The organism is Nocardioides bigeumensis (genome assembly GCF_039531755.1).
In the GTDB taxonomy this organism is placed as follows: Bacteria; Actinomycetota; Actinomycetes; order Propionibacteriales; family Nocardioidaceae; genus Nocardioides; species Nocardioides bigeumensis.
Genome location: NZ_BAAAQQ010000002.1, coordinates 892,215 through 918,644, shown reverse-complemented (window position 1 = coordinate 918,644; position 26,430 = coordinate 892,215). Strand labels below are relative to the sequence as shown.

28 protein-coding genes are annotated in these 26,430 nt (G+C 70.7%); 15 read left to right on the top strand and 13 right to left on the bottom strand.

Annotation, left to right across the window (positions count from 1 at the left end; translation table 11 throughout):
- Window positions 1-4: 4 nt before the first annotated feature.
- Both ABD295_RS05620 and cobA read right to left on the bottom strand, forming a co-directional pair.
- Entirely contained in the window at window positions 5-808 is an 804-nt protein-coding gene (locus ABD295_RS05620) for a TrmH family RNA methyltransferase (RefSeq protein ID WP_344302659.1), read from the bottom strand.
- Window positions 801-2,039, bottom strand: a complete 1,239-nt coding sequence (gene cobA, locus ABD295_RS05615; RefSeq protein ID WP_344302658.1) for a uroporphyrinogen-III C-methyltransferase — start codon at window positions 2,037-2,039, stop codon at window positions 801-803. Before cobA ends, ABD295_RS05620 begins: the two co-directional genes overlap by 8 nt.
- A 49-nt stretch (window positions 2,040-2,088) precedes the next feature.
- On the opposite strand from cobA, the gene ABD295_RS05610 reads away from it, so the two are divergent.
- Together ABD295_RS05610 and ABD295_RS05605 are read left to right on the top strand one after the other, a co-directional pair.
- Entirely contained in the window at window positions 2,089-2,694 is a 606-nt protein-coding gene (locus ABD295_RS05610; RefSeq protein WP_344302657.1) for a DUF2238 domain-containing protein, read from the top strand.
- On the top strand, window positions 2,691-3,224 hold the full coding sequence (locus ABD295_RS05605) for a YbhB/YbcL family Raf kinase inhibitor-like protein (RefSeq protein ID WP_344302656.1): 534 nt from the start codon (window positions 2,691-2,693) through the stop codon (window positions 3,222-3,224). Before ABD295_RS05610 ends, ABD295_RS05605 begins: the two co-directional genes overlap by 4 nt.
- Before the next feature lie 71 nt (window positions 3,225-3,295).
- Here ABD295_RS05605 and ABD295_RS05600 read toward each other — a convergent pair whose 3' ends face one another.
- A complete protein-coding gene (locus ABD295_RS05600) occupies window positions 3,296-3,679 on the bottom strand; it encodes an HNH endonuclease signature motif containing protein (RefSeq protein ID WP_344302655.1) in 384 nt (127 codons plus the stop codon).
- Window positions 3,680-4,107: 428 nt separating this feature from the next.
- Window positions 4,108-4,644 (bottom strand): hypothetical protein, encoded by a 537-nt coding sequence (locus tag ABD295_RS05595; RefSeq protein WP_344302654.1) that lies wholly within the window; start codon window positions 4,642-4,644, stop codon window positions 4,108-4,110.
- Window positions 4,645-5,174: 530 nt separating this feature from the next.
- On the opposite strand from ABD295_RS05595, the gene ABD295_RS05590 reads away from it, so the two are divergent.
- From ABD295_RS05590 to ABD295_RS05575, 4 genes are read left to right on the top strand one after another with little or no spacing between them, the layout of a single operon-like run.
- Window positions 5,175-5,969, top strand: a complete 795-nt coding sequence (locus ABD295_RS05590; protein WP_344302653.1) for an ABC transporter permease — start codon at window positions 5,175-5,177, stop codon at window positions 5,967-5,969.
- Complete coding sequence (locus tag ABD295_RS05585) at window positions 5,962-6,780, top strand: ABC transporter permease (protein ID WP_344302652.1); 819 nt, start codon at window positions 5,962-5,964, stop codon at window positions 6,778-6,780. The genes ABD295_RS05590 and ABD295_RS05585 overlap by 8 nt, the downstream gene beginning before the upstream one ends.
- 40 nt (window positions 6,781-6,820) lie before the next feature.
- Window positions 6,821-7,753 carry an ABC transporter ATP-binding protein gene (locus tag ABD295_RS05580; RefSeq protein ID WP_344302651.1) on the top strand — a complete coding sequence of 311 codons (933 nt, stop codon included), beginning with the start codon at window positions 6,821-6,823 and terminating at the stop codon, window positions 7,751-7,753.
- A 4-nt stretch (window positions 7,754-7,757) separates the two neighbouring features.
- On the top strand, window positions 7,758-8,045 hold the full coding sequence (locus ABD295_RS05575; RefSeq protein ID WP_344302650.1) for a DUF1905 domain-containing protein: 288 nt from the start codon (window positions 7,758-7,760) through the stop codon (window positions 8,043-8,045).
- 3 nt (window positions 8,046-8,048) lie between these two features.
- Here ABD295_RS05575 and ABD295_RS05570 read toward each other — a convergent pair whose 3' ends face one another.
- The 4 genes from ABD295_RS05570 to ABD295_RS05555 form a co-directional block, all read right to left on the bottom strand.
- Window positions 8,049-8,378 carry a hypothetical protein gene (locus ABD295_RS05570; RefSeq protein WP_344302649.1) on the bottom strand — a complete coding sequence of 110 codons (330 nt, stop codon included), beginning with the start codon at window positions 8,376-8,378 and terminating at the stop codon, window positions 8,049-8,051.
- 63 nt (window positions 8,379-8,441) lie between these two features.
- The gene (locus ABD295_RS05565) at window positions 8,442-10,949 is read right to left on the bottom strand and encodes a GcvT family protein (protein ID WP_344302648.1); all 2,508 of its coding nucleotides are present in this window, start codon (window positions 10,947-10,949) and stop codon (window positions 8,442-8,444) included.
- On the bottom strand, window positions 10,946-11,854 hold the full coding sequence (locus ABD295_RS05560) for a phosphotransferase (RefSeq protein WP_344302647.1): 909 nt from the start codon (window positions 11,852-11,854) through the stop codon (window positions 10,946-10,948). The genes ABD295_RS05565 and ABD295_RS05560 overlap by 4 nt, the downstream gene beginning before the upstream one ends.
- The gene (locus ABD295_RS05555; protein WP_344302646.1) at window positions 11,855-13,447 is read right to left on the bottom strand and encodes an amino acid permease; all 1,593 of its coding nucleotides are present in this window, start codon (window positions 13,445-13,447) and stop codon (window positions 11,855-11,857) included.
- Window positions 13,448-13,584: 137 nt separating this feature from the next.
- Between ABD295_RS05555 and ABD295_RS05550 the strand changes: the two genes are divergently transcribed.
- The 7 genes from ABD295_RS05550 (at window position 13,585) to ABD295_RS05520 (ending at window position 20,520) form a co-directional block, all read left to right on the top strand.
- Window positions 13,585-14,319 carry a FadR/GntR family transcriptional regulator gene (locus ABD295_RS05550; RefSeq protein ID WP_344302645.1) on the top strand — a complete coding sequence of 245 codons (735 nt, stop codon included), beginning with the start codon at window positions 13,585-13,587 and terminating at the stop codon, window positions 14,317-14,319.
- Between the two features lie 20 nt (window positions 14,320-14,339).
- Window positions 14,340-15,704, top strand: a complete 1,365-nt coding sequence (locus ABD295_RS05545) for a glutamine synthetase family protein (protein ID WP_344302644.1) — start codon at window positions 14,340-14,342, stop codon at window positions 15,702-15,704.
- A 65-nt stretch (window positions 15,705-15,769) separates the two neighbouring features.
- Window positions 15,770-17,122 carry an aldehyde dehydrogenase family protein gene (locus ABD295_RS05540; RefSeq protein ID WP_344302643.1) on the top strand — a complete coding sequence of 451 codons (1,353 nt, stop codon included), beginning with the start codon at window positions 15,770-15,772 and terminating at the stop codon, window positions 17,120-17,122.
- 67 nt (window positions 17,123-17,189) lie between these two features.
- Window positions 17,190-17,987, top strand: a complete 798-nt coding sequence (locus tag ABD295_RS05535; protein WP_344302642.1) for a 3-oxoacyl-ACP reductase — start codon at window positions 17,190-17,192, stop codon at window positions 17,985-17,987.
- A gap of 38 nt (window positions 17,988-18,025) precedes the next feature.
- Window positions 18,026-18,763, top strand: a complete 738-nt coding sequence (locus ABD295_RS05530) for a gamma-glutamyl-gamma-aminobutyrate hydrolase family protein (protein ID WP_344302641.1) — start codon at window positions 18,026-18,028, stop codon at window positions 18,761-18,763.
- Window positions 18,760-19,770, top strand: coding sequence for an alpha/beta hydrolase (locus tag ABD295_RS05525; protein ID WP_344302640.1), 1,011 nt, complete (start codon window positions 18,760-18,762; stop codon window positions 19,768-19,770). Before ABD295_RS05530 ends, ABD295_RS05525 begins: the two co-directional genes overlap by 4 nt.
- 246 nt (window positions 19,771-20,016) lie before the next feature.
- Window positions 20,017-20,520, top strand: a complete 504-nt coding sequence (locus ABD295_RS05520; protein ID WP_344302639.1) for an RDD family protein — start codon at window positions 20,017-20,019, stop codon at window positions 20,518-20,520.
- Window positions 20,521-20,547: 27 nt separating this feature from the next.
- On the opposite strand, the gene ABD295_RS05515 is transcribed toward ABD295_RS05520, so the two are convergent.
- The 4 genes from ABD295_RS05515 to ABD295_RS05500 are packed head-to-tail and all read right to left on the bottom strand — an operon-like array spanning window position 20,548 to window position 23,782.
- Entirely contained in the window at window positions 20,548-21,312 is a 765-nt protein-coding gene (locus ABD295_RS05515) for a sulfite exporter TauE/SafE family protein (protein WP_344302638.1), read from the bottom strand.
- Window positions 21,309-22,454 carry an SPFH domain-containing protein gene (locus tag ABD295_RS05510; RefSeq protein ID WP_344302637.1) on the bottom strand — a complete coding sequence of 382 codons (1,146 nt, stop codon included), beginning with the start codon at window positions 22,452-22,454 and terminating at the stop codon, window positions 21,309-21,311. Before ABD295_RS05510 ends, ABD295_RS05515 begins: the two co-directional genes overlap by 4 nt.
- Window positions 22,451-22,936, bottom strand: coding sequence for an NfeD family protein (locus tag ABD295_RS05505; protein WP_344302636.1), 486 nt, complete (start codon window positions 22,934-22,936; stop codon window positions 22,451-22,453). Before ABD295_RS05505 ends, ABD295_RS05510 begins: the two co-directional genes overlap by 4 nt.
- 39 nt (window positions 22,937-22,975) lie before the next feature.
- Complete coding sequence (locus ABD295_RS05500; RefSeq protein WP_344302635.1) at window positions 22,976-23,782, bottom strand: ABC transporter ATP-binding protein; 807 nt, start codon at window positions 23,780-23,782, stop codon at window positions 22,976-22,978.
- Between the two features lie 58 nt (window positions 23,783-23,840).
- On the opposite strand from ABD295_RS05500, the gene ABD295_RS05495 reads away from it, so the two are divergent.
- Both ABD295_RS05495 and serB read left to right on the top strand, forming a co-directional pair.
- Window positions 23,841-24,539 (top strand): hypothetical protein, encoded by a 699-nt coding sequence (locus ABD295_RS05495; RefSeq protein ID WP_344302634.1) that lies wholly within the window; start codon window positions 23,841-23,843, stop codon window positions 24,537-24,539.
- 118 nt (window positions 24,540-24,657) lie between these two features.
- The gene (gene serB, locus ABD295_RS05490; protein WP_344302633.1) at window positions 24,658-25,887 is read left to right on the top strand and encodes a phosphoserine phosphatase SerB; all 1,230 of its coding nucleotides are present in this window, start codon (window positions 24,658-24,660) and stop codon (window positions 25,885-25,887) included.
- A gap of 31 nt (window positions 25,888-25,918) precedes the next feature.
- On the opposite strand, the gene ABD295_RS05485 is transcribed toward serB, so the two are convergent.
- Window positions 25,919-26,410 carry a SixA phosphatase family protein gene (locus ABD295_RS05485; protein WP_344302632.1) on the bottom strand — a complete coding sequence of 164 codons (492 nt, stop codon included), beginning with the start codon at window positions 26,408-26,410 and terminating at the stop codon, window positions 25,919-25,921.
- Window positions 26,411-26,430 lie beyond the last annotated feature (20 nt).

The window sequence follows — 26,430 nt, the reverse complement described above, 5'->3', positions numbered from 1 at the left end:
CAGGCTAGCGCCGCGCGGCCACGTAGCAGGCGACCGCTGAGGCGGCGGCGACGTTGAGGGAGTCGATGCCCGGCGCCATGGGGATGGTGGCCCGGACGTCGGCGCTGCGCTCCCAGCGCTCGGACAGGCCGTGCCCCTCGGAGCCGAGCACGAGGGCGAGACGGCCGATACCGCGCACCGCGTCCTCGATCGGCACCGAGTGCTCGCCGAGGGTCAGCGCCACGGTGGTGAACCCGCGCGCGGACAGGGTCGGGAGGGCGGCGTACCAGTCGGGCAGCCGGGTCCAGGGCAGCGAGAAGACCGCGCCCATCCCTACCTTGATGGACCGTCGGTAGAGCGGGTCCGCGCAGCGCGGCGCCAGCAGCACCGCGTCGAAGCCCATCGCGGCACCGGAGCGGAACACCGCTCCGACGTTGGTGTGGTCGACGATGTCCTCCAGGACCAGCACCGATCGGGCGTCGGCGAGCACCTCGGCGAGGGAACGCAGCGGCGGCCGCGCCAAGGACGCCAGGGCACCGCGGTGAACGTGGAAGCCGGTGACCTCCTCCGCGAGCGCCTCGGAGACGACGTAGCAGGGGGCGTCAGTGGTCTCGAGCACGTCCGCGAGGCCGGGCAGCCAGCGCTCGGCCATCAGGAAGGAGCGGGCGTCGTACCCCGCCTCGACGGCTCGGCGGACCACCTTCTCCCCCTCGGCGAGGAAGAGTCCGTGCTCGGCCTCGACGTGCTTGCGCAGCTCGACGTCGCGCAGGTCGCGGTAGTCGGCGAGCCGGTCGTCGTCGGCGCTCTCGACCGGGACGAGCTCAGCCACCGGCGTAGTGCTCCGGCTTCGCGACCCGGACCACGTCGCCGATGACGATGATCGCCGGCGGACGGACGTCGTCCCTGTCCATGTCGGCGCCCAGGGTGCCGAGCGTGGAGTACGTCGCCCGCTCCCCCGGCAGGGTGCCCTCGACAAGCACGGCGACCGGGGTGGTGCCTGGGCGTCCACCGGCGACGAGCGCGTCGGCGATGGCGGGGGCGTTCTCCACGGCCATCAGCAGCACGAGCGTCCCGCGCAGGCGGGCGAGCGCGTCCCAGTCGACCAAGGACTCGGCGTGACCTGGTGGCAGGTGTCCCGAGACCACGGTGAACTCGTGGGCCACGCCCCGATGGGTCACCGGGATGCCCGCGCGGGCCGGCACCGCGAGAGCGGAGGAGAGTCCCGGGACGACGGTGACGGGTACCCCTGCAGCCGTGCAGGCCTCGATCTCCTCGAAGCCGCGCCCGAAGACGAAGTTGTCGCCGCCCTTGAAACGGACCACGCGCTTGCCCTCGCGCGCCCGCGCCACGATGAGCTCGTTGATCGTCTCCTGCGCGGCGGCCCGGCCGCGGGGCAGCTTGGCCACGTCGACGAGCTCGACGTGCGGGCCGAGCTCGTCGAGGAGCTCGCGCGGGGCGAGGCGGTCGGCCACGACGACGTCGGCGGAGGCCAGCGCGTGGCGGGCCGCGACGGTGACCAGCTCGGGGTCGCCGGGCCCGCCGCCGACCAGGACGACGCCGGGGCTCCGGTCGAGGGCACCCTTCGTCGACAGGTGCCCGTCACGGAGGGCGGTGATGATCTCGTCGCGCAGCGCGGCGGACTGGCGCGGCTCACGGTTGCCGACGACCGCGACGGTCACCGAGCCGTGATGGCCCGAGGCCATCGTCCAGGCGGTGGCCTCGCGAGCGTCGTCGGCGCGGCTGCAGAAGATCCTGCGCTCGTCGGCTGCCGCGGCCACGGCGGCGTTCACCCCAGGGTCGTCGGTCGCGGCGACGGCGTACCACGCCTCGTCGAGGTCGTGCTCGTCGAAGCCGCGCTCGATCCAGGCGATCTCAGGGACCAGACCCTCCAGGGCGGGCGTGACCGCCGGTGAGACCACCACGACGTCGGCACCCGCGGCCAGCAGACCCGGGACCCGGCGCTGCGCGACGTGACCACCGCCCACGACCACCACGCGCCGACCGCGCAGCCGGAGCCCGATGGGATAGGGCCGGACCTCGTCCTGATCGGCTGGGGGCACGCGGCCATTCTCCCGTCCGCGGCGCCCGGGCGTCGCTAGGGTCCGGGCCATGGTGGACAAGGGGACCGGTGAGGCGCGTGGCAGAGGCGTGCCGGCGTGGGTGCCGGCAGGCATCTACGCGCTCACGATGGCGCAGCTGGCGGTGGCGACCTTCGTCCCCGGCATCGACCGGTTCGCCGACAAGGCGTTCGGGGCGCGGCTGGTGGGCTACGCCCTGCTGATGGCGCTGGTGCCGGCGATCTGGTTCCTGGTCGAGCGTCGTCGACGGACCGGCAAGCGCCCGCCGCACGGCGCGTTCGCGCTCGTGCTCGCGCCGTTCCTCGTCGACGTGACAGGCAACAGCCTCGACCTCTACGACTCGCTGGTGTGGTGGGACGACCTCAACCACTTCGCCAACTGGGCGCTGCTCTGCGGCGGCCTCGGCGCGATCCTGCTGCGCTCGGTGCGGCCGCACTGGGTGCTCGTGCTCGCGGTGACGGGCTTCGGGGCGGTGCTGGCCATCGGGTGGGAGCTCGGCGAGTGGTGGACGTTCATCCGCCACGGCACCGAGCTCGACACGGCGTACGAGGACACGCTGGGCGACCTCACCCTCGGCACCCTCGGCTCGCTCGTCGCGGGCCTGGCGCTCTGGCGCTGGGTACTGTCGCGTCCATGAGTGTCGACCCGACCATCGATCGTCCTGTCAGCCCCGATCCCTACGAGCTCCTGCCTCCGCGGCCGACCTTCACCGTCACCAGCACCGACGTGACGGACGGCCAGCCGTTGAAGGACGACCAGGTCGCCGACAAGGGCAACACCTCGCCGCAGCTGTCGTGGTCCGGCGCACCTGACGGCACCAAGTCCTACGTCGTCACCTGCTTCGACCCCGACGCGCCGACGCCGTCCGGCTTCTGGCACTGGGTGCTCGTCGACGTCCCGGCCGACGTGACGTCGCTCGACACGGGCGCTTCGGCCGCGGCGCTGCCCGGCCATGCCTTCCACGTGCGCAACGACGGCGGCGAGGCCGGCTTCATGGGCGCCGCTCCCCCGCCCAACGACCAGCCCCACCGCTACTACTTCGTCGTGCACGCGGTCGGTGAGGAGTCGCTCGGCGTCGACGAGTCCGCGTCGCCTGCCGTCGTGTCCTTCAACCTGGCGTTCAAGACGCTCGGCCGCGCGATCATCCACGGGACCTACCAGCACTGAGAGTGGTCGCGTAGTGCATTGACTGGGTCAGCCGACGCGCAGCAGCTGGTACGTGGAGGCAGCAGCACGCCTCACGCGGCTTCTAATGGCGGGCGTTCGGGGAAGGTTGTCATCGACAGGGGTCTGGTGCCGTGGTGGTCACGGAGGTATCGCATGCCGTGGGGGTCGGTCCAGCGCCAGCCGATGTCGAGGGGCAGGCGTTCGTAGGTCCAGGCGGTGTGGGTCTTGAGCCGGTGATGTCGCCGGCACAGTGGGGCGAGGTTGTGGTCGCACGTTCCCCCGCCTTCGGCGTAGGGCGTGCAGTGGTCCTTGTCGCACTGTCGGGCTGGTCGGGAGCACCAGGGGAACACGCAGGTGGGTTCGCGGAGGGTGGCCCGCAGGGCCATCCGGGCGCCGACCTCGTACCGGTCGACGCTCACGGGCTGGTTGAGGTCGATGACCTTGGTGACCCTCACCTCCGTCTCGGCCCGGCCGCACCTGAGACGAGCAGCGGGCCGCGAGGGACGAGCGGGCCGCGTGGGCTCGGCCAGGTCGAGCAGCCACCGCGGCTGAGGAACGAAGCCGCGTTGTGGCGTGTCGAGACCCGGTGAGGTGCCCGCGGCCTTGCGGAGGTGGGGGCCTGGTTCAGCTGCCGGGGGGGGTCGGGGCATGACCCCCGCCGGTGGTTGAGGAGGCGCTCGGCGACGTCACGAAACCTCCGGCGCCAGTCGAGCGGGACGGCCGCGCGGTCGGGCTGGCCACTGGGTGCGCGCGGGTCAGACCTTTGGGCTGGTGTTGGCGGTCCTCTCGCCGGGTTTCGACACGGGCTATCCACGGCTTCGTCCCTCAGCCGTGGGCCCTGCTCAACCTGGCCGAGCCCACGCTGAGACCTCGTTCCTCGGTCTCAGCTGCTCGTCACATCATCGATGAGCCGGTCGATCGTGGTGGTGCCGACCTTCTCCGCCACCGGGGCGACGTGCTCGTCGAGGTAGTCCGACACGTCGGCCGGGCGCGCGTAGACCGCCCGGGCGATCCGCCGCGCCCGCCAGGCGGGCACCTCCAACGCTTGGACGCGGGCCCAGACCTGGGGCAGCCGGTGCCGCAGCACCAGCGCCTCACGGATCAGCCCTTCCCCGCCCTGGGTCGACATCCCCAACACCGCCGAGAACCCCGCCGGGGCGTCCCAGGCGACGCCTGGGATCAACAGGTCCTCATCGGCCGGGTCGTCGCCCAGGATCGGCTGGTGGTGGGCGGGGAACCAGTCCGGCCCCAACCCCGCCACCACCGGACGCTGGTTCAGGTCGGGGTGCGCGTCGGCCCACGCACACGCCAACGCCAGCAGGTCGGCCTCGGCCTTCACGCGCACCGCGTCGACCCGGCGTACCTCCTCGAGGAGGTCTGCGGGTGTGGGGTGGGTGTCGGGGTGGGTCATCGTGGTCACCATGCTACTCGAACACCTGTTCGAACACCAGCTTGTTTCCCCAGGCCACCACCCGCCTTCGTGGTGGTCTCGACTATCCGCTCGCTTCGCTCGCTGCTCGACCACCGGAGCACCGCCGCTCGCTTCGCTCGCTGCTCGACCACCGGGGCACTCCCGCTCGCCAGCTCGCTGCGCGACCACCGTGATGGTGGTCTCGACTATCCGCTCGCTTTCGCTCGCTGCTCGACCACCGGAGCACCGCCGCTCGCTTCGCTCGCTGCTCGACCACCGAGGCACTGCCGCTCGCTTCGCTCGCTGCTCGACCACCGAACCGGGCTCCGCAGCCCGCCGCTCCCTCTTGCTGCCTTTCGGCGCGCGACCACGCGCGTCCTGTCGGACGCCACGAGGGTGGTCTCGCGTACCCCTCGAGACCCGGTCGCTCGATCGTCTCGCACCTGGCTCTCCTGGCGCGGACGTGTGATGATGACCGGCCGCCCTCTTGTAGCACCTCTACTTCGCCATGCCCTCGACCGCCCCGCCCGGAGGCCCGCATGCTCTACGTCGCGATCGCGACGCGGACGTTCCGGCGTTACTCCACCTATCGCGCCGCGACCGTCGCCGGGATCTTCACCAACAGCGTCTTCGGGGTGATCTACTCCTACGCCTACCTCGCACTGTGGGACCAGCGGCCGGACGCAGGCGGGTACGACGCCACCGACGCGGTGACGTACGTCTGGATCGGCCAGGCGCTGCTCATGACTGTGGCGCTGTGGGGCGGCGGCACCACCGACGACCTGGCGGACCGGATCCGGACGGGTGACGTGGCGAGCGACCTGCACCGGCCGGTGGGGCTGGTGCCGTGGTACCTCGCCGGCGACCTCGGCCGTTCGGCGTACCACTTCCTGACACGTGGCCTCGCGCCGACGCTCATCGGCGTCGTGCTCTTCGACATCGTCGTCCCCACGCCAGTGGCGGCTGCGGCCTTTCTGGTGAGTGTGGTCCTTGCCGTGACCACGAGCTTCGCCATCCGCTTCCTGGTCGCGTGCTCGACGTTCTGGCTGCTCGACCAGAGCGGCGTGAAGATGCTGTCGGGATTCCTGGCGCTCTTCATGAGCGGGATGGTGCTCCCGCTGGTCGTCTTCCCCGAACCGCTGCGCTCGATCGCCCTGGCGCTCCCCTGGGCGTCCTTCCTCCAGACCCCCGCCGACATCTGGCTCGGCCAGCGGACCGGCTGGGAGGTCGTCACCGGCCTGGGTGCCCAGGCAGCGTGGATCCTGGCGCTCCTCGCCCTGTGTCAGGCCGTGCTCGCCGCGGCCACGCGCAAGGTGGTGGTCCAGGGTGGCTGACGCCCTCACGACGATCCGTCGCGCACCCCGACAGTACGCTCAGATCTCGCGCCTCTGGATCAGGTCGAGCCTGAGCTATCGCACGTCCTTCGCGATCATGACGATCTCGTCCATGCTGCTCACCTTCACCGACTTCGTGGGCCTCTACCTCATGTTGCGGCTCATCGGGAACCTCGACGGGTTCGAGCTCTGGGAGATCGCGCTGCTGTACGGCGCCTCCGGCATCGGCATCGGTGTGGCGGACCTGCTGATCGGCAGCGTCGAGCAGATCGGCCGGCACATCCGGATGGGCACCCTCGACGCGATGATGGTCCGGCCGGTGCCGCTGCTCGTCCAGGTCTGCGCCGACCAGTTCGCGTTGCGCCGGCTCGGCCGGATCACGCAGGCCGTCGTCGTCTTCGCGTACGGCGCGGCGCACGTCGACTGGACACCCAGCCGACTCGTCGTCGCCGCGCTCATGGTGCTCGGCGCCTGCGGGATCTTCTTCGCACTCTTCGTGGGCTTCTCCTGCATCCAGTTCTGGACCCACGACGCATCCGAGTTCGCCAACGCGTTCACCTACGGCGGCAACACGATGACGCAGTACCCGCTCTCGATCTTCCCCGGTGAGGTCGTGAAGTCGCTGACGTTCGTCGTCCCGGTCGCCTTCACCAACTGGTACAGCTGCCTCTACCTCATCGGCCGCGACGACCCCTTCGGGCTCCCCGCGTGGTTCGCCTACCTTCCGCCCTTCGTGGCGGTCGTCCTCATCGCCCTCGCCGGGCTCGCCTGGCGCACCGGCGTCCGCCGCTACACCTCGACGGGGAGCTGAAGCATTGGTCTCGACAAGCTCGACCGAGAAGCTCATCGACGTGCGTGACCTCGAGCGCACCTTCGTCGTGCGCAAGCGCAGCGGCGGTCTGCGGCGCACCACCACGGAGGTGCGCGCGGTGCACGACCTCTCCTTCGGCATCGAGGCCGGCGAGATGGTCGGCTACATCGGGCCCAACGGCGCCGGCAAGTCGACCACGATCAAGATGCTCACCGGCATCCTCGTCCCGACCGGCGGCCACCTGCGCGTCGCCGGGCTGGAACCGAGCAAGCACCGCACCGACCTCGCGCGACGGATCGGCGTCGTCTTCGGGCAGCGCACGACGCTCTGGTGGGACCTGCCGCTGCGCGACTCGTTCGACCTCCTGCAGAAGATCTACGGCATCGACCCGGCGCGCTACCGCGAGAACCTCGAGGAGTACGTCGCCCTCCTCGACCTCCACGACCTGATGGACACGCCGGTCCGGCAGCTGTCCCTGGGCCAGCGGATGCGCGGCGACATCACCGCGGCACTCCTGCACGACCCGGAGGTGCTCTACCTCGACGAGCCCACGATCGGCCTCGACGTGATCAGCAAGGGGAGGCTGCGCGAGTTCCTGCGCGCCCTCAACCAGACGCGCGGCACCACCATCCTGCTGACCACGCACGACCTCCAGGACATCGAGGCGCTGTGCCGCCGGGTCATCGTCATCGACCACGGCACGTCCGTCTTCGACGGCACGCTCCCCGACCTGCACGTGCGCGGCGGGTCGACGCGCACGCTCGTCGTCGACCTCATCGACGAGGGACCCCCGATCGAGGTCGCCGGCGCGACGGTGCGCCGCCTCGACGGGCCCCGTCAGTGGCTGTCCTTCCCGTCCGACGCCAGCGCGGCCCCGATCGTCGCAGCCGTGGCCTCGGCGTACGACGTCGCAGACCTGTCGATCCAGGAGCCCGACATCGAGGACGTCATCCGCGACCTCTACCTAGGCTGAGCCGATGATCCTCGACTTCGCCGGTCCGGTCTTCGAGTGGCGCGGTCCGTCGCCCTACTACTACGTCGCCGTGCCCGACGAGGACGCCGACGCGATCAAGGACATCGCAGCGATGGTCACCTACGGGTGGGGCGTGATCCCGGTGACCGTGGAGATCGGCGACACCGAGTGGACGACGTCGCTGTTCCCCAAGGACGGCACCTACCTGGTCCCGCTGAAGGACAAGATCCGCAAGGCCGAGGGCATCGACGGGGGCATGGTCGTCGAGGTGCGCCTCAGCATCGGCGAGTGACGCTCAGAGCTTCTTGGCCTGTCCGGGCGGGAGCGGTTTCTCGCAGTCGGTGCCGCCGGCCCTCTTGCACGCCTGGAAGTCGGCCATTCCGGTCTTGTGCTCGCGGACCAGGCCGGACATCAGCTCGTGCCGCTCCGTCGGAGCCAGCTTCTTCCACCCGTCCTGCTTGTCCGGCTTGGCCTGCTTGTCGTCCTGACCACCGCCGCCGGCGTTCGACCACGAGGGTGGGTCGCCTGACTGGTCGTCCGACCCGGACGCCAGGTTGAGGGCGGACACGCTGAGGGTGACCGCCAGGAGAGCGGCGCTGGCGAGCACCGTCGGCCGGGACTTCACCCTGACACTGTGCGCTCACCACGGTGCCAGCACAACGACATCGCCGATGTCTTTACCCTGCGGTCAGAGCGGAGCCCGCAGGCCGAGGGTGACCGGGTACGCCGTCCCGGCGACGTCGACCTCGAACCCCCCAGACCCCAGCCACTCCGACGTGACCGGCCCGTCGTGCCGGAGGTAGGCGAGCCCGACGCACGCGCCCACGGTCTCGCCCCACGCAGCGCTGGTGACCTGGCCGACAGGACGGCCGCCGCGGCGCAGCAGCTCGCCGCCCCACAGCATCGGCTGAGCGTCGTCGACCACGAGCGAGACCAGCCGCCGTCGGGCGCCGCCGGATGCCAGCGCATCACGGTGCGCCTCTAGGGCCTCACGACCGAGGAAGTCCTTGTCGCCCTTCAATGCCGTCGCGAAGAGCAGGCCCGCCTCCACCGGGGTGTAGTCAGGCGTCAGCTCGCGGCCGAAGGCTCGGAAGCCCTTCTCCAACCGCAGCGACTCGATGGCGTGGTACCCGGCGTCCGCCATGCCCAACGGCTCCCCCGCCGCCCTGATCGCGTCGTGCACCGCAAGCGCGTCGCTGACGGGCACGGTCAGCTCCCAGCCCAGCTCGCCGACGTAGGTCATCCGTGTCGCGCGCAGGGGCGCCCCCGCGACGCTGATCTCCCGGCTGGTGGCGAAGGGGAATCCCTCCTCCGAGAGGTCGGCGCCGGTCAGGCCGCTCAGCAGCTCGCGGGACCGCGGGCCCATCACCCCGATCACGGAGTACGCGTCGGTCCGGTCCTCGATGCGCGCGTCGTCGCCGACCTGAGCGAAAGCGTGCCGCCCGAGCCAGTCGAGGTCGCGCACGGTCGTCGCCGAGCTGCTGACCAACCAGAACTCCTCCTCGGCGACCCTCGTCACCGTGAGGTCGGCCTCGTAGGTCCCGCGCGCGTTGAGGAAGGGCGTGTAGACGCAGTGGTCGACGGCCACGTCCACGTCTGCGGCGCAGACCCACTGCAACGCGTCGAGGGCGCCCGGTCCGCTGACGACGTACTTGGAGAACGACGTCTGGTCGAAGACTGCCACCGCGCCGCGGGTCGCGCGCTGCTCGGCCGCCGACCAGGGCAGCCACGCCGGCTTCTCCCACGTGCGGTCGGCCGTCTCGGCGTCGTGCCCCTCGCGCTGTCCCTCCGGCACGAAGTAGAGCGGACGCTCCCACCCCATCCGGGACCCGTTGCGCGCGCCGTGCTCGGCCAGCCGGTCGTGGAGCGGCGACGTCCGCACGCCGCGGGCGGTGACCGGCTCGCGCAGCGGCCACGGGATCTCGTAGTGCAGGCCGAGGACCTCGGCGACGCGGGACCGGAGCCAGTCGTTGTCCGCGGCGTACGGCGCGAACCGGCGCACGTCGACGCCGACCAGGTCGCTGGTCGGCTGGCCGGCCACGATCCACTCGGCCAGCGCGCGCCCGGCCCCACCAGCCGACGCGATACCGACGGAGTTGAAGCCCGCCCCCACGAAGAACCCGCGCAGGCCGGGAACCTCACCCAGGAGGAACTGGTTGTCGGGGGTGAAGCTCTCGGGACCGTTGTAGAACTTGCGGACCCCCGTGGTCTCCAGTGCGGGGACCCGGATCAGCGCCTGCTCCATCAGCACCGAGAAGTGCTCCCAGTCCTCGTCGAGGAGCTGGAACTCGAACGGGTACGGGATCCGGTCCGGCGCCACCCACGGCTTCGCGTTCGGCTCGAAGCCGCCGACGACGAGGCCGCCGACCTCCTCCTTGAAGTAGGTCCACCCGTCCGGGTCGCGCATGACCGGCAGGTCGGGGTGCACACCGTCGATCTCCTCGGTGACGACATAGAAGTGCTCCGCGCTGTGCAGCGGGACGACGAGGTCGAGCCCGGCCAGCGACGCCACCGCCTTCGCCCACTGGCCCGCGCAGTTGACCACGACCTCGGTCTCGACGTCGCCGGCGTCGGTCCGGACGCCAGTGACCCGCGGGCCGTCCGCCGCATCGGTCGTGACCAGGCCGGTGACGCGGACGCCCTCACGCACCGTCACCCCGCGCTGACGCGCGCCCTTGGCCAGCGACTGCGTCAGGTCGGTCGGGTTGACCTTGCCGTCGCCCGGCAGGTGAATGGCCCCGAGCAGGTCGTCGGTGCGCATCGGCGGCCACAGCTCAGCGGCCTCGTCCGGCGTGAGCATCCGGCAGTCCAGGTCGTACGCCGCCGCGTTGGCCGCGGTCCGGCGCAGCTGGACCATCCGCTCCTCGCTGCGCGCCACGATCACGCCACCGACGTTGCGATAGCCCGTGGCCAGCCCGGTCTCGGCCTCGAGCCGGTCGTACAGCTCGGCGGAGTACTGCACCAGTCGGGTGCCGCTCTCGCTCGCCCGCAACGGGCCGACCAGGCCGGCCGCGTGCCACGTCGTGCCCCCGGACAGGCGGCCCTGCTCGAGGAGGAGCACGTCGCTCCAGCCCATGGACGCCAAGTGGTACGCCGTCGAGCAGCCGATCACGCCCCCGCCGATGATCACGACCCGCGCGCGGGACGGGAGGTCTCGACTTTCCGCTCGCTGCGCCCGCTGCTCGACCACCGTCATCGACCCGCGGCATCCGCGAGCAGTCGCTCGAAGCCGTCGGAGGTGAAGCCGCGCGCTGCCTTCTCGTAGCGGTGCATGCCCCAGCCCCAGAAGTCGAAGTCGAAGTCGCTGGACGCGGCCTGGATGAACCCCCACAGCGCCCAGCCGTACTGCGCACGCAGGGCGCCGAGGCGCACCCGCGCGACGTCGCCCCGGCTGGGCGTGCCGTAGTAGGCCTCGGCGTACGCCTCGACCATCTCGGGCGTGAACTCGCACTCCGTGGTCGTGTTGCCGAGCTCGAAGTCGGCGTCGTTGCGTCCGGAGTACTCGTAGTCGATCAGCCACACCCGCTCGCCGTCGTCGATGAAGTTCCCGGCGAGCAGGTCGTTGTTGCACGGGACGCTCCGCCGGGGTCGGGCCTCCACGACCCGCCGCACCGCAGCCCACCCGTCGGCGTGGTCGTCGTATCCGTCCGGCAGCCGGAAGCCCCGCTCACGCACGGTCTCGCGGTACGCCGCCTGGCGGGCGAACATGTCGAACTCCCCGGTGAACTGCGGGCCGGCGTGCAGCCGCCGGCACGCTTCCGCTGCCCGCCGGAGCACACCGGGGTCGGTGAAGGATTCGTCCACGAGGGAGGTGCCCGTGAGGTAGCCGATCACGAGGACCCCGAGGTCGGGCCGGTAGTCGAAGACCTCGGCCCCGACGCCGGCCTCGTGCGCGGCCCGGGTGTTCGCGCACTCGGCATCGCGGTCGATGCCGAGAAGGGTGGCGTCGCTGCCGCTCCAGCGCACCACGAAGTCGCCTTCGGGCGTGACGACCCGGTAGTTGCGGTTGGTCAAGCCACCCGACAGCTCCTCGACCAGGACCCGGCTGGACAGACGGGGGACCTGGTCGAGGAGCCGGTCGAGCTCCGGGTCGTCAGCCACTCACTTGTCGAAGGCCTCGATGACGGCCTCGTCGATGGTGTGCTTCGGACCGGTGAACCAGTTCTTCGCCGACACCTTCCACCAGACCCCGAGGACGATGAGCGCCCCCACGGTCAGGACGGGGGCGTAGTTCACGTACTTGGGCGAGAAGTTCTCGCTGAAGGGACTGCCCTGCGGCACGAACGGCAGGATGAAGTAGATCGAGATGATGACGATCTCGATGACCGCAACGAGGTTCATCCACTTGTACTTCGCCCCGTTGTTCCAGGAGCCGACCTCGAACGCGTCGCCCATCTTCCAGCGCAGCCAGATCGGGATCAGGAAGGCGAGATAGAGGCCGATGACGGCGACCGAGACGACGGCGTAGAAGGCGGTCGGGACGATCAGCGGCGACTCCTCGGTCCCGATGTTGACCTCGATCAGGGCCGGCAACGTGATGATCGCTGCGACGACGGCGACCAGCATGACCGCGTTGGCCGGCACCTTCGCCGCTGAGAGCCGCGCGAACGTCTTGGATCCCGGGATCGCCCCGTCGCGGCTGAAGGCGAAGGTCATCCGTGACGCACTCGTCATGCAGGCGGTCGTGCAGAAGAACTGACCCGCTGCCGAGATCAGCAGCACGAGGCCGGCCAGGTTGTTGCCGAGCGACTCCACGAAGATGTAAGCGACACCGCCGCCACCGACTCCTGCGTTGTCCGGCAGTCCGTCGGCACCGTTCGGCACTGCGAAGAGGAACGCCAGCAAGAGGATCCAGCCGCCGATGGCTGAGTAGAAGATCGACTGCCAGATGCCCTTCGCAGCGGCCGACGACGCGGCAGAGGTCTCCTCCGAGAGGTGGGCGGAGGCGTCGAAGCCGGTGATGGTGTACTGCGTCAGCAGCAGACCGAACGGGATGACCATCAACCAGTAGAGCGACGACGAGGTCGAGCCGTCGCTGTAGCCCGAGTTGTTGAAGCGTTCGGTGAACACGTAGCTGAACGACTGGTGCTGGTCCGGCACGAAGATGAGGATCAGCACGATGACCGCCGCGCCGGCGACGTGCCACCAGACGGAGACGTTGTTGATGATCGCCATCAGGTGGCCGCTGAAGATGTTGAGCAGCGACGCCAGCGCGAGCACGATCAGGAAGATGATGAAGACGCGGGTCAGCGAGTAGCCCTCGGCGAAGCTGTCAGACAGCGTGCTGAGAGTCAGGTCGATGAACGTCGCACACCCGTACGCCACGGACGCCGTGACCGCCACGAGGCCGATCAGGTTCAGCCAGCCGGTGAAGAAGCCGGCGGCCGGGCCGCCGAGCTTGGACGCCCACCAGTAGATGCCGCCCGAGGTCGGGTACGCCGACACCAGCTCGGACATCGTGAAACCGATGATGAGGATGAACGCCGACACGATCGGCCAACCCCACGAGATGGCGATGGGGCCGCCGTTGTTGAAGCCCTGGCCGAAGGTCGTGAAGCACCCGGCCAGGATCGAGATGATCGAGAAAGAGATGGCGAAGTTGGAAAACCCGGACCAGGTCCGCGAGAGCTCCTGCTTGTACCCGAGCCTTGCCAGGTGCTTCTCGTCGTCGGTCAAATTGTCGATATCGGCCATGAAGCCCTCCACACGCGACGGGATGCGATCGTTCGGAGGCTAGACCCGAAGGGTTTCGTCGTCCATAGCCCCCGCGCAAAATTGGTATGAACCCCGACCATTGACACACCTGGTGGCCCCCTCGGAGACTGACGCCCGTGACCGCCCAACCCGTCGAGCACCTCACCGACGCGGTGTTGCGCCCGGTCCGCGGCCACCACGCCTTCGAGGCCTGCGTCGAGCAGCTGGCCACCGCGATCCGGCTCGGGGTCTATCCCGTCGGCAGCAACCTGCCGGCCGAGCGCGAGCTCGCCGAGCGGCTGGCGGTGAGCCGTGCGACTCTGCGCGAGGCGATGGCCGCGCTGCGCGAGGCAGGGCTGGTCGAGACGACGCGCGGACGCGGGGGTGGCACCGCCGTCACCCGGCGTGGGCGCGGCACCTTCGCACGCAAGGCAGCTCGGATCTCGGCGGAGACGCGCAGTGACTGGCTCGACGCCCTGCGCTTCCGCCGCGTCGTCGAGCCCGGTGCCGCAGCGCTCGCTGCAGCGGCCGACCTCTCCGACGCCCAGGGCGTCCAGCTGGCTGAGGCCCACGCGGAGGTCGCGGCCGCGACCAGGCCGGCGGACCACCGGCAGGCCGACTCGCGCTTCCACCTGACCGTCGCGGCGCTCAGCGGAAGCCGTAGGACGATCGAGGCGGTGACCTCGGTGCAGGCGTCGCTGCACGAGATGCTCGTCTCGATCCCGGTGCTGGGGGCCAACATCGGTCACTCGCACCGGCAGCACGCGCGCTTGGTCACCGCGATCACGGCGGGGCGGCCGGACGCAGCCAGGCGGGTCATGGAAGAGCACTGCGACGACACCGCGGCCCTGCTGCGCGGCCTTCTCGGATAGCTGGAGAGGAAGAGGACTCGATGACGGCACCCAACGACCGGTACCTCACGACCGATCGGCTCCGCGAGCTGATCGAGGCGGGCGACATCGACACCGTCGTCCTCGCCTTCACCGACATGCAGGGGCGCCTGCAGGGCAAGCGGCTGCACGGCCGCTACTTCCTCGACTTCGCGCTGGAGCACGGCACCGAGGGCTGCAACTACCTGCTGGCCGTCGACATCGACATGAACACCGTCGACGGGTACGCGATGTCCTCGTGGGAGCGCGGGTACGGCGACATGGAGTTCGTGCCCGACTGGGACACGCTGCGCCTGCTCCCGCACGTGCCCGCGACCGCCCTGGTGCAGTGCGACCTCGTCTGGCTCGACCACAGCCCGGTCCCCCAGTCCCCTCGCACGGTCCTGCAGACGCAGCTCGACAAGGTCGCCGCGCGCAGCATGGTGGCCCTCGCCGGCACCGAGCTGGAGTTCATCGCGTTCAACACCTCCTACGAGGACGCGCACCACCTCGGCTACCGGGACCTCGATCCGGTGAACCAGTACAACGTCGACTACTCCATCCTCGGCACCACCCGGGTCGAGCCGCTGCTCCGGGAGATCCGCAACGCGACGTACGCCGCCGGCATGGACGTCGAGGGGGCCAAGGGCGAGTGCAACTTCGGCCAGCACGAGATCGGCTTCCTCTACGCCGATGCGATGACCACCGCCGACAACCACAGCGTCTACAAGACGATGGCCAAGGAGATCGCCGCCCAGCAGGGCAAGGCGATCACGTTCATGGCCAAGTACAACGAGCGCGAGGGTTCGTCCTGCCACATCCACCTGTCGCTGCGCGGCACCGACGGCAACGTCGTCTTCTGGGACGACGACCAGCGGTCGCCCCTCTACGACCAGTTCGTCGCCGGCGTGCTCGCCACGATGGCCGACTTCACGCTGATGTACGCGCCCAACGTGAACTCCTACAAGCGTTTCGCCGCCGGGTCCTTCGCCCCGACGACGATCGCCTGGGGGCTCGACAACCGCACGTGCGCGGTCCGGCTCGTGGGCAAGGGGCCCAGCGCTCGCATGGAGAACCGCGTGCCCGGCGGCGACGTGAACCCCTACCTCGCCATCGCGGCGATGCTCGCCGGCGGTCTGCACGGCATCGACAACGAGCTGGAGCTCGAGCCCGAGCTGGTCGGCAACGCCTACACGAGTCCCGACCACGTCCAGGTCCCGACGACGCTTCGTGCGGCCCGTGACACGTTCACGCAGTCCGAGGTGGCCCGCGCCGCCTTCGGCGACGAGGTGGTCGACCACTACACCAACATGGCCGACGTCGAGCTGCGCTCCTTCGACGCCGCTGTGACCGATTGGGAGCTGCGTCGCAGCTTCGAACGAATGTGAGCCCGCCGGTGGTCGAGGAGGTCGCGCAGCGACCGTCACGAGACCCTGCCTGACATGAGGACTGCATGACCACGCTGATCAACCCCACCACCGGCGAGGCCCTCGACGACGAGGTGCCTTCCGCGACCGAGGCGGAGACCGATGCCGCGATCGAGCGCGCCCAGGAGGCGTTCCCGGCGTGGCGCGACGTCGCCCCCGGCGAGCGCGCCCGGCTGCTGCGCGCCTTCGCCGCGGTCGTCGACGCGCACAACGAGGAGCTCGCCCGGCTGGAGGTGCGCAACGCCGGCCACACCATCGGCAACGCCCGCTGGGAGGCGGGCAACGTCCGCGACTGCCTCAACTACTACAGCGCGGCTCCCGAGCGCCTCTTCGGGCGGCAGATCCCCGTGGCGGGCGGGATCGACATCACGATCCACGAACCGCTGGGCGTGGTGTCGGTCATCGTGCCCTGGAACTTCCCGATGCCGATCGCAGGTTGGGGCTTCGCCCCGGCGCTCGCGGCCGGCAACTGCGTGGTCCTCAAGCCCGCCGAGCTCACCCCGCTCACCGCGATCCGACTGGGAGAGCTGGCGCTGGAGGCCGGCTTGCCTCCCGGCGTCTTCACGGTCGTCCCGGGCAAGGGCTCGGTCGTCGGACAGCGCTTCGTGACCCACCCGCTCGTGCGCAAGGTGACGTTCACCGGCTCCACCGCGGTCGGCAAGCAGATCATGGCCGGTTGCGCCGACCAGGTGAAGCGGGTGACGCTCGAGCTGGGCGGCAAGAGCGCCAACATCGTCTTCGCCGACACCGACGTGGCCGCTGCTGCTGCCGCCGCCCCGGGCGCGGTCTTCGACAACTCCGGCCAGGACTGTTGCGCTCGCTCGCGGATCCTGGTCGAGCGGTCGGCGTACGAGGAGTTCGTCGGCCGCCTCGAGGAGGCCGTCAAGGCCATGCGGGTCGCCGACCCGTCGCGCGACGACACTGAGATGGGTCCGCTCGTGTCGGAAGGACAGCGCACGTCGGTGCAGCAGTACGTCGACGGCGCGAGCGTCGCCTTCACGGGATCGGCTCCGGACGGGCCAGGATGGTGGATGCCCCCGACCGTCGTGGAGTCGACCGACACCACCGAGGCCGTGTGGCGCGACGAGGTCTTCGGTCCCGTCGTGGCAGTGATGCCGTTCGACAGCGAGGAGGAGGCCGTGGCGCTGGCGAACGACACGGAGTACGGCCTCTCCGGGTCGATCTACACCAGCGACCTGGGTCGCGGCCTGCGGGTCGCGCGCGGCGTCGAGGCCGGCAACCTCAGCGTCAACAGCCACTCCTCGGTGCGCTACTGGACGCCTTTCGGCGGCTACAAGCAGAGCGGCCTGGGCCGCGAGCTCGGCCCCGACGCACCCCAGGCGTTCACCGAGGAGAAGAACGTCTTCATCGCTCATTGACACACCGGTGGTCCAGGAGGGCCGCCAGACCCGTGACGAGACCACCGGACCAGAAAGGGAGCATCACATGGCAGGACGTCTCGACGGCAAGGTCGCCGTCGTCACCGGGGGCTGCTCGGGCATCGGGCTGGCCACCGTCCGGCGCTTCGTCGAGGAGGGCGCCCGCGTCGTCATCGGCGACATCTCCGACGAGCAGGGCGCGGCGGTCGTCGCGGAGCTGGGCAGGGTGGCGGGCGGGCACGAGCAGGCAGTCGCGACGTACGTGCACGTCGACGTGACGTCGAAGGACGAGGTCGACGCGCTGTTCAAGACGGCGAAGGACACCTACGGCTCGGTCGACATCGCCTTCAACAACGCCGGCATCTCCCCGCCCGACGACGACTCGATCCTCGACACCGAGCTGGACGCCTGGCGGCGGGTGCAGGAGGTCAACCTCACCAGCGTCTATCTCTGCTGCAAGGCGGCGCTGCCCTACATGCTCGAGCAGAAGCGCGGCTCGATCATCAACACCGCCTCGTTCGTGGCGGTCATGGGGGCGGCCACGTCGCAGATCTCCTACTCCGCGTCCAAGGGCGGCGTGCTGTCGATGACCCGCGAGCTGGGCGTGCAGTTCGCCCGGGAGGGCGTCCGCGTCAACGCCCTGTGCCCCGGACCGGTCAACACGCCGTTGCTCAAGGAGCTCTTCGCCAAGGACGTCGAGCGCGCCGCCCGGCGGCTGGTGCACGTGCCGATGGGGCGCTTCGGGGAGCCCGAGGAGATGGCGAACGCCGTGCTCTTCCTGGCCTCCGACGAGTCGAGCTTCATGACCGCCAGCACCTTCCTCGTCGATGGCGGCATCTCCGGCGCCTACGTCACGCCGCTGTGAGCGGTCGAGGATGATAGGTCCGAGATGAAGGGGGACGGATGCTGCCGCTGATCGGGATCTCGACGTACCGCGAAGAGGCGTCGTGGGGTGTGTGGAGCCAGCGTGCCGACCTGCTGCACGTCGAGTACGCCGACGCGGTCGTCCGGGCCGGCGGCGTACCCGTGCTGCTGCCGCCCGCGTCCGCCGACCTGGACGCCGCCCGGGTCGTGGTGCGCGCCCTCGACGCCCTGGTCATCGCCGGCGGGGCCGACGTCGACCCGGGGCGCTATCGCGAGGAACCGCACTCCCGCACCGCCAACTGGCGGCCCGACCGGGACGTCTGGGAGCTCGCGCTCCTGAGCGCCGCTGCCGAGTCGGGCCTGCCGACCCTCGGCATCTGCCGGGGCATGCAGCTGATGGCGGTGGCCGGCGGCGGTGCCCTCGACCAGCACACGCCCGACGTGGTGGGCCACGAGCAGCACTCCCCCGGCGGTGCGGACTTCGGGTCCATCGAGGTGACGACCGAGCCCGACTCCCTGGTGGCCCGCGTGCTCGGCGAGGCGGTGCAGGCGCACTGCCACCATCACCAGTCGGTGCGCGACCACCCGGGCTTCGTCGCGACCGCGTGGGCCGACGACGGCACCGTCGAGGCGATGGAGAGCGACCCCGCGGCCGAGGGCGGCGACCGGTTCTGCCTGGCTGTCCAGTGGCACCCGGAGATGACACGCGACCAGCGGCTCTTCGACGCGCTGGTCACCGCTGCGCAGACCAGGCGGATGACACAATCGCGGGTGTGACCGCCACGTTCGACCGTGAGACCGACGTCCTCGGGGATCCCTACACCGTCGAGACGATCCCGCTCACCCCCGACGCCGAGGGCGCCGTCGAGTGTAACCTCGTGCGGCTGGGTGCCGGGTCCCCGACGCGCCGAGCGGTCCTCTACGTGCACGGCTTCTGCGACTACTTCTTCCAGAAGGAGTTCGCCCAGTGGTGGGCCGACCGCGGGTACGACTTCTACGCCGTGGACCTGCGTAAGTACGGCCGCTCCCTGCGCGAGCACCAGACCCCGGCGTACGTCGGCGAGGTCGACGAGTACTTCGAGGACCTCGACGAGGTCTGGGAGCGGATCGTCCGCCGCGACGAGCACGACGAGGTGCTGCTGGCGGCACACTCGACCGGCGGTCTGATCTCGGCGCTCTGGGTGGACTCCCGACGGGGTGGGGTCGAGGACCTGCACGAGCTGAGCGGAATGCTGCTGAACTCCCCCTGGCTCGACATGCAGGGCCCGTTCTGGATCCGCAACGTCGGCACCGTCGCGATCCGCAGCATCGGCCGCTCCCGTCCGATGCGGGAGATCCCGCGCGTGATCAACGACTTCTACGGCCAGAGCCTCCATGCCGCGCACAGCGGCGAGTGGGACTTCGACCTGACCTGGAAACCGATGGAGTCCTTCCCCATCTACTTCGGCTGGCTGCGAGCGATCCGCCGCGCGCACTTCCGCATCCACCGGGGGATCGACGTCGGCGCGCCCGTGCTGGTGCTCTCGTCAGGCGGCACCCGCTTCCCCAAGCAGATGTCGGAGGAGGTGCACGGCTTCGACATCGTCCTCGACGTCGAGCAGATCCGCCGATGGGCTCCCCAGCTCGGCCGACACGTCACCATCGCCTCGATCGAAGGGGCGCTCCACGACGTGATCCTGTCGCGGCGGGAGGTGCGCGACCGGGCCTACGACGAGATCGAGCGCTGGATGACGGCGTACGTCGAGACCGCCCACGAACCCGCGTCACTCGCCGGCGACGTCTAGGAGCACCGGCGAGCCGGGGCCGACATCGCACCCTTTGGGGTAGGTTCCCGGCCAGCAGAGGCACCTACGCCCACGAGGAGCGTCATGACCGCCCAACCTCCGGAGCATCCCGCCAACCAGCCGCCGAGCGACCAACCTGCTGCTGACGGAGGCCCACCCCCACCGCCTCCCCCCGCCTACTCGTCGGCGCCGCCGGTCGCCCCACCATCCGCGCAGTCGTACGGCGCCCCACCGATGGGCGCTCCCATGGGAGGCCCCCAGCCCGGCAGCCTGCTCGACCGCTTCCTGGCCCGGCTCATCGACGGCATCCTGCTCGCGATCGTCAACTACGTGATCGCCTCGATCATCGTCGTCGGGGCCCTGATGGGCGAGACGGGCGGCGGCATGATGGTCTCGACCGGCGGCACGTACGCCGTCGCGGCCGTCTCGTCGCTCATCCTCGTGGCCATCCAGATGGGCTACTTCGTCTTCATGGAGAGCAGCCGCGGCCAGACCGTCGGCAAGATGATCATGAAGCTGCGCACCACGGGACCCAGCGGTGGCAACCCGACCGTGGAGGAAGCGATCCGCCGCAACATCTTCATGGCGATCGGCCTGCTCGGCGTGATCCCCGTCCTGGGCTGGATCAGTGGGCTCGTGTCCCTGGTCGCCGTGATCATGATCGCGGTCCAGATCAACGGTGACCCGATCGCCCGGCAGGGCTGGCACGACAAGTTCGCCGGAGGCACCCGCGTCCTCAAGATCGGCTGATCGACAGCAGGGCGCCGTGGTCGGCGCTCACCGCGTCAGCAGCACCACCAGCGCGGTGAGCCCCACCACGACGATGACCGCCCGCAGGACGGCCGGCGGCATCCGCCGCCCGACCGTCGCCCCGATCTGGCCGCCGACGATCGAGCCGGCAGCGATCAGGCCGACGACGGTCCAGTCGAGCTCGGCGACGAGCAGGAACACGGTCGCCGCAACACCGTTGACGACGAGCGCGAGCATGTTCTTGGTTGCGTTCTGCCGCTGGAGCGTGTCGGCGACCCCGATCCCGAGCACCGCCATCAGCAGGACTCCCTGGGCGGCGCCGAAGTAGCCGCCGTACACGCCCGTCAGCAGCACCGCCGGCCACACCCACCACACGCCGTGGTCAGGCACGCCACCGCGAGTCTCGGCGCGGGCGGCCACGCGTCGCTGGACCGCCGGACCGATGACGACGAGGAGCACGCCCAGGCCGATCAGCGCAGGGACGATCGCGTCGAACGCCGAGGAGGGCAGTCGGAGCAGGAGCAGCGCCCCGACGAGCCCGCCCACGAGCGAGGCAGCGCCGAGCCGGAGCAGGCGGTCGCGCTGGCCGGCGAGCTCGGCGCGGTAGCCGAGCACGCTCGACACGTTGCCCGGCACCAGGCCGACGTTGTTGGACACGTTGGCCGTGATCGGCGGGATGCCGAAGGCGAGCAGCGTCGGGAACGTGATCAGCGTGCCTGAACCGACGATGGCGTTGATCGTTCCCGCCGCGACGCCGGCCAGCAGGACCGCGACGGCTTCGAGCCCGTTCACGCGCCGGGCTGGTCCCCCGTGGGCTCGGCGCTCGCCGGGTCGGTCGGCGGCTCTGCCGGGGCGGGCACCCGCTTGCCGGGGTTGGCCGCGGCGGCCGCCTCCGCGATAGCCGCCTCGACCGCCTTCTGCGCGCTGGTGAGCTCGGGGTCGCCGGACGGCTTGGGCAGCTGCGCCTCCGTGGGCCCCATGTCGACGCGCACGCGAGGTCCCCCCGAGTGCTTCGGGATGCCGGTGATCTCGTGCATCGACGAGCCGAGGCCCTCGAGCGCCTTGGTGATCTCGGACGGGATGACCCACACCTTGTTGGCGTCGCCCTCGGCGATCTTGGGCATCATCTGGAGGTACTGGTAGGCCAGCAGCGACTGGTCGGGCTGGCCGTCGTGGATGGCCTGGAAGACCGTCTGGATGGCCTGGCCCTCACCCTGGGCGCGCAGGATCTGGGCCTCGCGCTCAGCCTGGGCGCGCAGGATCTGAGACTCGCGCTCACCCTCGGCGTTGAGGATCTGCGACTGCTTGTTGCCCTCCGCGGTGAGGATCGCGGACTGGCGCTGGCCCTCGGCGGACAGGATCAGCGCGCGCTTGTCGCGGTCCGCGCGCATCTGCTTTTCCATCGCGTCCTTGATCGACGGCGGCGGGTCGATGCCCTTGATCTCTACGCGGTTGACGCGGATGCCCCACTTGCCGGTGGCCTCGTCGAGCACACCGCGCAGGCCGCTGTTGATGTCCTCTCTCGAGGTCAGCGTCTGCTCGAGGTCCATGCCACCGACGATGTTGCGCAGGGTCGTCATGGTGAGCTGCTCGACGGCCTGGATGTAGTTGGCGATCTCGTACGTCGCCGCGACCGGGTCGGTCACCTGGAAGTAGATGACCGTGTCGATCGAGACCACCAGGTTGTCCTCGGTGATCACGGGCTGCGGCGGGAAGCTGACGACCTGCTCGCGCAGGTCGATGAGGTAGCGGACCCGGTCGATGAAGGGCACCAGGATGTTGAGGCCGGCGGGCAGCGTCTCCTTGTACTTGCCGAACCGCTCCACGATGCCGGCGCGGGCCTGCGGGATGATCCGCACGGTCTTCGCCAGCAGAAGGATCGCGAACAGCACGACCAGCGCGAGCAGCACGAGGAAGATCACGTCGAGGTTCATGGGATGACTCCTGGGTCCGGGTCGTTGTCGAGCTGCGGGATCGGGTGGACGTACGCCGTGGCGCCGCGGATCTCGAGCACCTCGACGGTCTGGCCGGCGGCGATGCGGAGCGTGTCGTCGTAGGGCTCGGCACTCCAGATCTCACCGGCCAGCCTGACCCGGCCCGGCGCGAGCGCCGAGATGTCCTGGGTGACGAGGGCCTGCCGGCCGACGAGCTTGCCGTGGCCGAGCCGGAGCTCGGGGCCGTGGTGGAGCCGCTTGATCAGGTTGGGACGCAGCAGGGCGAGCATCGCCACGGCCGTGACCGAGGCGAGCACGACCTGCAGGGGGACTGCGAGGCCGAGCACCGCAGTCAGGAAGCCGACCATCGCGCCTGCGGCCAGCATCAAGAGGATCAGGTCCATGCTGACCAGCTCGGCGGCGCCGAGCAGCACGGTCAGACCGAGCCAGGTGGCCCATGCGTGCTCGCTCAGCCAATCCATGCTGCGAGCCTATCCGGCGACCCTTCATAGGGCGCCCCGCTAGCCGGCGTCAGCGTGCCGTCCCGTGCGTCGCCGAGCGGCCCAGCGGTCGTCCTGGTGGGTCACCACGAGGGGCATCCCGAAGGTCGCCGAGAGGTTCTGCTCATCGATGACGTCGCGCACCGGCCCTTGGGCCACCACCTTGCCCTCCCGGAGCAGCATCGCGTGCGTGAAGCCGGGCGGGATCTCCTCGACGTGGTGGGAGATCAGCACCGTCGCCGGACTCGCATCGTCCAGTGCGAGCACCGACAGGGTCGAGACAAGGTCCTCGCGGCCGCCGAGGTCGAGCCCGGCGGCCGGCTCGTCGAGGAGCAACAGCTCGGGGTCGGTCATCAGCGCCCGGGCGATCTGGACCCGTTTGCGCTCGCCCTCCGAAAGGGTGCCGAAGGTGCGGTCGGCGAGCTGCTGGGCACCCACCTCGACCAGGAGCTCGGCGGCCCGCTCGTGGTCGAGGTCGTCGTAGTCCTCACGCCAGCGACCGACGACGCCGTACGACGCCGACACGACGACGTCGCGGACCAGCTCGCCGCGGGGGATCCGTTCGGCGAGGGCGGCCGAGGTGAGACCGATGCGGGGGCGCAGCTCGAAGACGTCGACGGTCCCGAGCACCTCACCGAGGACCGCGACGAGCCCGGACGACGGGTGCAGCTGGGCGGCGGCGACCTGGATCAGCGTGGTCTTGCCCGCACCGTTGGGCCCGAGGATCACCCAGCGCTCGTCGTCCTCGACGGTCCAGTTGATCGAGTCGAGCAGCGTTGCCGCCCCCCGCCGCACGCTCACGTCGGCGAACTCGAGGACGGCGGCCATGTCGTCACCCTATCCAGCAGGGTGGCTGGCGAGGGCGCGCTCAGTAGGCTCCGCAAGCGTGTCGACCCGACTGCCCGATGCCGGCCTCGTGGCTTGGTGGACGACCGCGTGGCTGCGCGGACACGTGGTGGCCGACCAGGTGCTCGATGCGCTCCGGTGGATGGGCGTCGACGGCGGTTGGACAGCGCTGCTCGCCGACCTGCGTGCCGCCGGGGCCACGGGAGTGGGCATCGCGCTCCCGGTGGAGGGCGACCCCCTCGGTCTGGGCGGTCCTCCGGCGTTCAACGCACTCGCCCTGGAGTCCGGCAGCGCGCTGGTCGCCGGGGAGGCCGGCCTCGGGCTCTGGCAGGACGAGGTCGACGCGTCGACCTGGTGGCGCCGGGCGGAGGCCGCGCCGCGCTCGGTGCCGGACGTCGGGGAGGCCGACCGCGGGTTGCGTCTCGCGCTGACCACCACGGCGAACGCCCTGGCCGACCTCGACGTGGCCCGATGGCGGCCGGAGGTCGCGGACGAGCTGATGGACCTGCGGCGGCCGGCGTTGCGACCGCCGCCTCGGGGCGTCCCGCCTGCGTGCGCGCAGCTCGCTGCCGGAGGCGCCCGAGCGGCCCGCATCGTCGCGCTGGCCATGGACGACGACGGCGGCGCCGTGTCGGCGTCCGAGGTCGAGGTCCGCCGCGCGGCGCTGCTCCCGCTGGAACGAGCGTCACGGCGCGCCTTGGTCGCCGCGTGCTCGCCCGAGGCGTGGCCGCCGTCGTGACGTGCCGGCCGGCCGGCGTACTGGGCAGTGTGATGATGACCCGGGTCGTTCCCCGTCAGTGTGTGGTGATCCTTGGGACGCCACGCGCGCCCGCCGACAACGGCGCTAGCCTCGGGGCATGCCGACGGGTCCGGACACGGAAGACCCACCCCGCACCCTCCTGATCACGCTCACGGGCAAGGACCGCCCGGGCGTGACGTCGGCGGTCTTCCAGACGCTGTCGCGCGGTGGGGTCGAGGTGCTCGACATCGAGCAGATCGTGCTGCGCCGGAGGCTGGTGCTGGGTGTGCTGGTCACGGCGCCACGCGACTGGAAGCGGCTGCGCGAGGACGTGGAGCACACCGCCGAGGCCCTGGGCATGTCCGTCGAGGTCGACCGGGGCTCTGGTGACAACCGGGCCCGCCAGGACGGCCGCTCGCACGTCACGGTCATCGGTGCGCCGCTGAAAGCGACCGCGTTCGCGGCCGTGGCAGGCCGGATCGCCGACGCCGGGGCCAACATCGACCGCATCGAGCGCATGGCCCGCTACCCCGTGACCGCGATCGAGCTGCACGTGTCGGGCGTCGACACGGACCGCCTGCGCGGCACCCTCGCTACCGAGGCGTCCCAGCAGGGCGTCGACATCGCGGTGCAGCCGGCGACCCTTCTGCGCCGGGCGATGCGGCTGGTCGTCCTCGACGTCGACTCGACGCTGATCCAGGGCGAGGTCATCGAGATGCTGGCCGCGCACGCCGGGGTCGAGGCGGAGGTCGCCCGGGTGACCGAGCAGGCGATGCGGGGCGAGGCCGACTTCGAGCAGTCGCTCCGGGCCCGCGTCGCGCTGCTCGAGGGGCTCGACGCCGCCGTGCTCGACAAGGTGTACGACGAGATCGTGGTCACCCCGGGCGCCAGGACCCTGGTCCGCACGCTGCGCCGGCTCGGCTACCGCTTCGCGCTCGTGTCGGGCGGCTTCTCCCACGTGACCGACCGCCTCGCGGAGGACCTCGGCATCCACTACGCCCGTGCGAACGAGCTCGAGATCGTCGACGGCCGCCTCACCGGGCGCCTGGTCGGCCCGATCGTCGACCGCGCCGGCAAGGCGGACGCGTTGCGCTACTTCGCCGCCGAGGTCGGTGTCCCCGAGGCGGCGGTCATCGCCATCGGCGACGGCGCCAACGACCTCGACATGCTCAACGCCGCCGGGCTCGGCATCGCTTACAACGCCAAGCCGATCGTCCAGGAGTCCGCCGACACCACCGTCAACGTGCCCTACCTCGACGCGATCCTCTACCTGCTCGGTATCTCACGCGAGGAGATCGAGAACGCGGACGCCGAGGCCGGCTTCACCACCCCCGCGCCGCCGCTCTGACGCGCGCGTCGGCCTAGACCGACCTTCGAGGTCAGCCGCGCGGCACGTGGTACGCCGCGAGCACCCCTGAGGCCTGGTCGAGCTCGGCCCAGGTGGACAGGTCCGCGGGCAGGTCGAACACGGCGACCGCCGAGGTCGGGAAGCCGGTGGCCATCTCGTTGGACAGGTCGCTGGAGCCGTCGTCGAGGATCGACGCGATGTAGGCCATCGTCGGGTTGTGGCCGACCACCACGAGGCAGCGCACCGAGGACGGCGTCTCGCGGATCAGGTCGAGGGCCGACTCGGGCCCGGCGCCGTACAGCGGCTCGCTGAAGATCGCGGGCACGCCGGTCCACCCGGCAGCGGAGGCGACCCCGTGCCAGGTCTCCCGCGTGCGCACGGCGGCGGAGACGAGCGCGCCGTCGGGCACCAGGCCCAGCTCGGCGAACCACTGGCCGGCGGCCTCGCTGTCGCGCACGCCGCGGTCCGCGAGGGCGCGCTGGAGGTCGGGCTTGTCGTAGCCCTCCGCCTTGGCGTGGCGCATGATGGCGAGCCGAAGGCCCG

Bases quoted from the DNA above. Each gene is read 5' to 3' on its own strand.
- ABD295_RS05610 (WP_344302657.1), top strand. From the start codon at position 2,089: ATGGTGGACAAGGGGACCGGTGAGGCGCGTGGCAGAGGCGTGCCGGCG.
- ABD295_RS05605 (WP_344302656.1), top strand. From the start codon at position 2,691: ATGAGTGTCGACCCGACCATCGATCGTCCTGTCAGCCCCGATCCCTAC.
- ABD295_RS05590 (WP_344302653.1), top strand. From the start codon at position 5,175: ATGCTCTACGTCGCGATCGCGACGCGGACGTTCCGGCGTTACTCCACC.
- ABD295_RS05575 (WP_344302650.1), top strand. From the start codon at position 7,758: ATGATCCTCGACTTCGCCGGTCCGGTCTTCGAGTGGCGCGGTCCGTCG.
- ABD295_RS05565 (WP_344302648.1), bottom strand. From the start codon at position 10,949: ATGACGGTGGTCGAGCAGCGGGCGCAGCGAGCGGAAAGTCGAGACCTC.
- ABD295_RS05555 (WP_344302646.1), bottom strand. From the start codon at position 13,447: ATGGCCGATATCGACAATTTGACCGACGACGAGAAGCACCTGGCAAGG.
- ABD295_RS05545 (WP_344302644.1), top strand. From the start codon at position 14,340: ATGACGGCACCCAACGACCGGTACCTCACGACCGATCGGCTCCGCGAG.
- ABD295_RS05540 (WP_344302643.1), top strand. From the start codon at position 15,770: ATGACCACGCTGATCAACCCCACCACCGGCGAGGCCCTCGACGACGAG.
- ABD295_RS05535 (WP_344302642.1), top strand. From the start codon at position 17,190: ATGGCAGGACGTCTCGACGGCAAGGTCGCCGTCGTCACCGGGGGCTGC.
- ABD295_RS05530 (WP_344302641.1), top strand. From the start codon at position 18,026: ATGCTGCCGCTGATCGGGATCTCGACGTACCGCGAAGAGGCGTCGTGG.
- ABD295_RS05520 (WP_344302639.1), top strand. From the start codon at position 20,017: ATGGGAGGCCCCCAGCCCGGCAGCCTGCTCGACCGCTTCCTGGCCCGG.
- ABD295_RS05510 (WP_344302637.1), bottom strand. From the start codon at position 22,454: ATGAACCTCGACGTGATCTTCCTCGTGCTGCTCGCGCTGGTCGTGCTG.
- ABD295_RS05505 (WP_344302636.1), bottom strand. From the start codon at position 22,936: ATGGATTGGCTGAGCGAGCACGCATGGGCCACCTGGCTCGGTCTGACC.
- ABD295_RS05500 (WP_344302635.1), bottom strand. From the start codon at position 23,782: ATGGCCGCCGTCCTCGAGTTCGCCGACGTGAGCGTGCGGCGGGGGGCG.
- serB (WP_344302633.1), top strand. From the start codon at position 24,658: ATGCCGACGGGTCCGGACACGGAAGACCCACCCCGCACCCTCCTGATC.
- ABD295_RS05485 (WP_344302632.1), bottom strand. From the start codon at position 26,410: ATGCGCCACGCCAAGGCGGAGGGCTACGACAAGCCCGACCTCCAGCGC.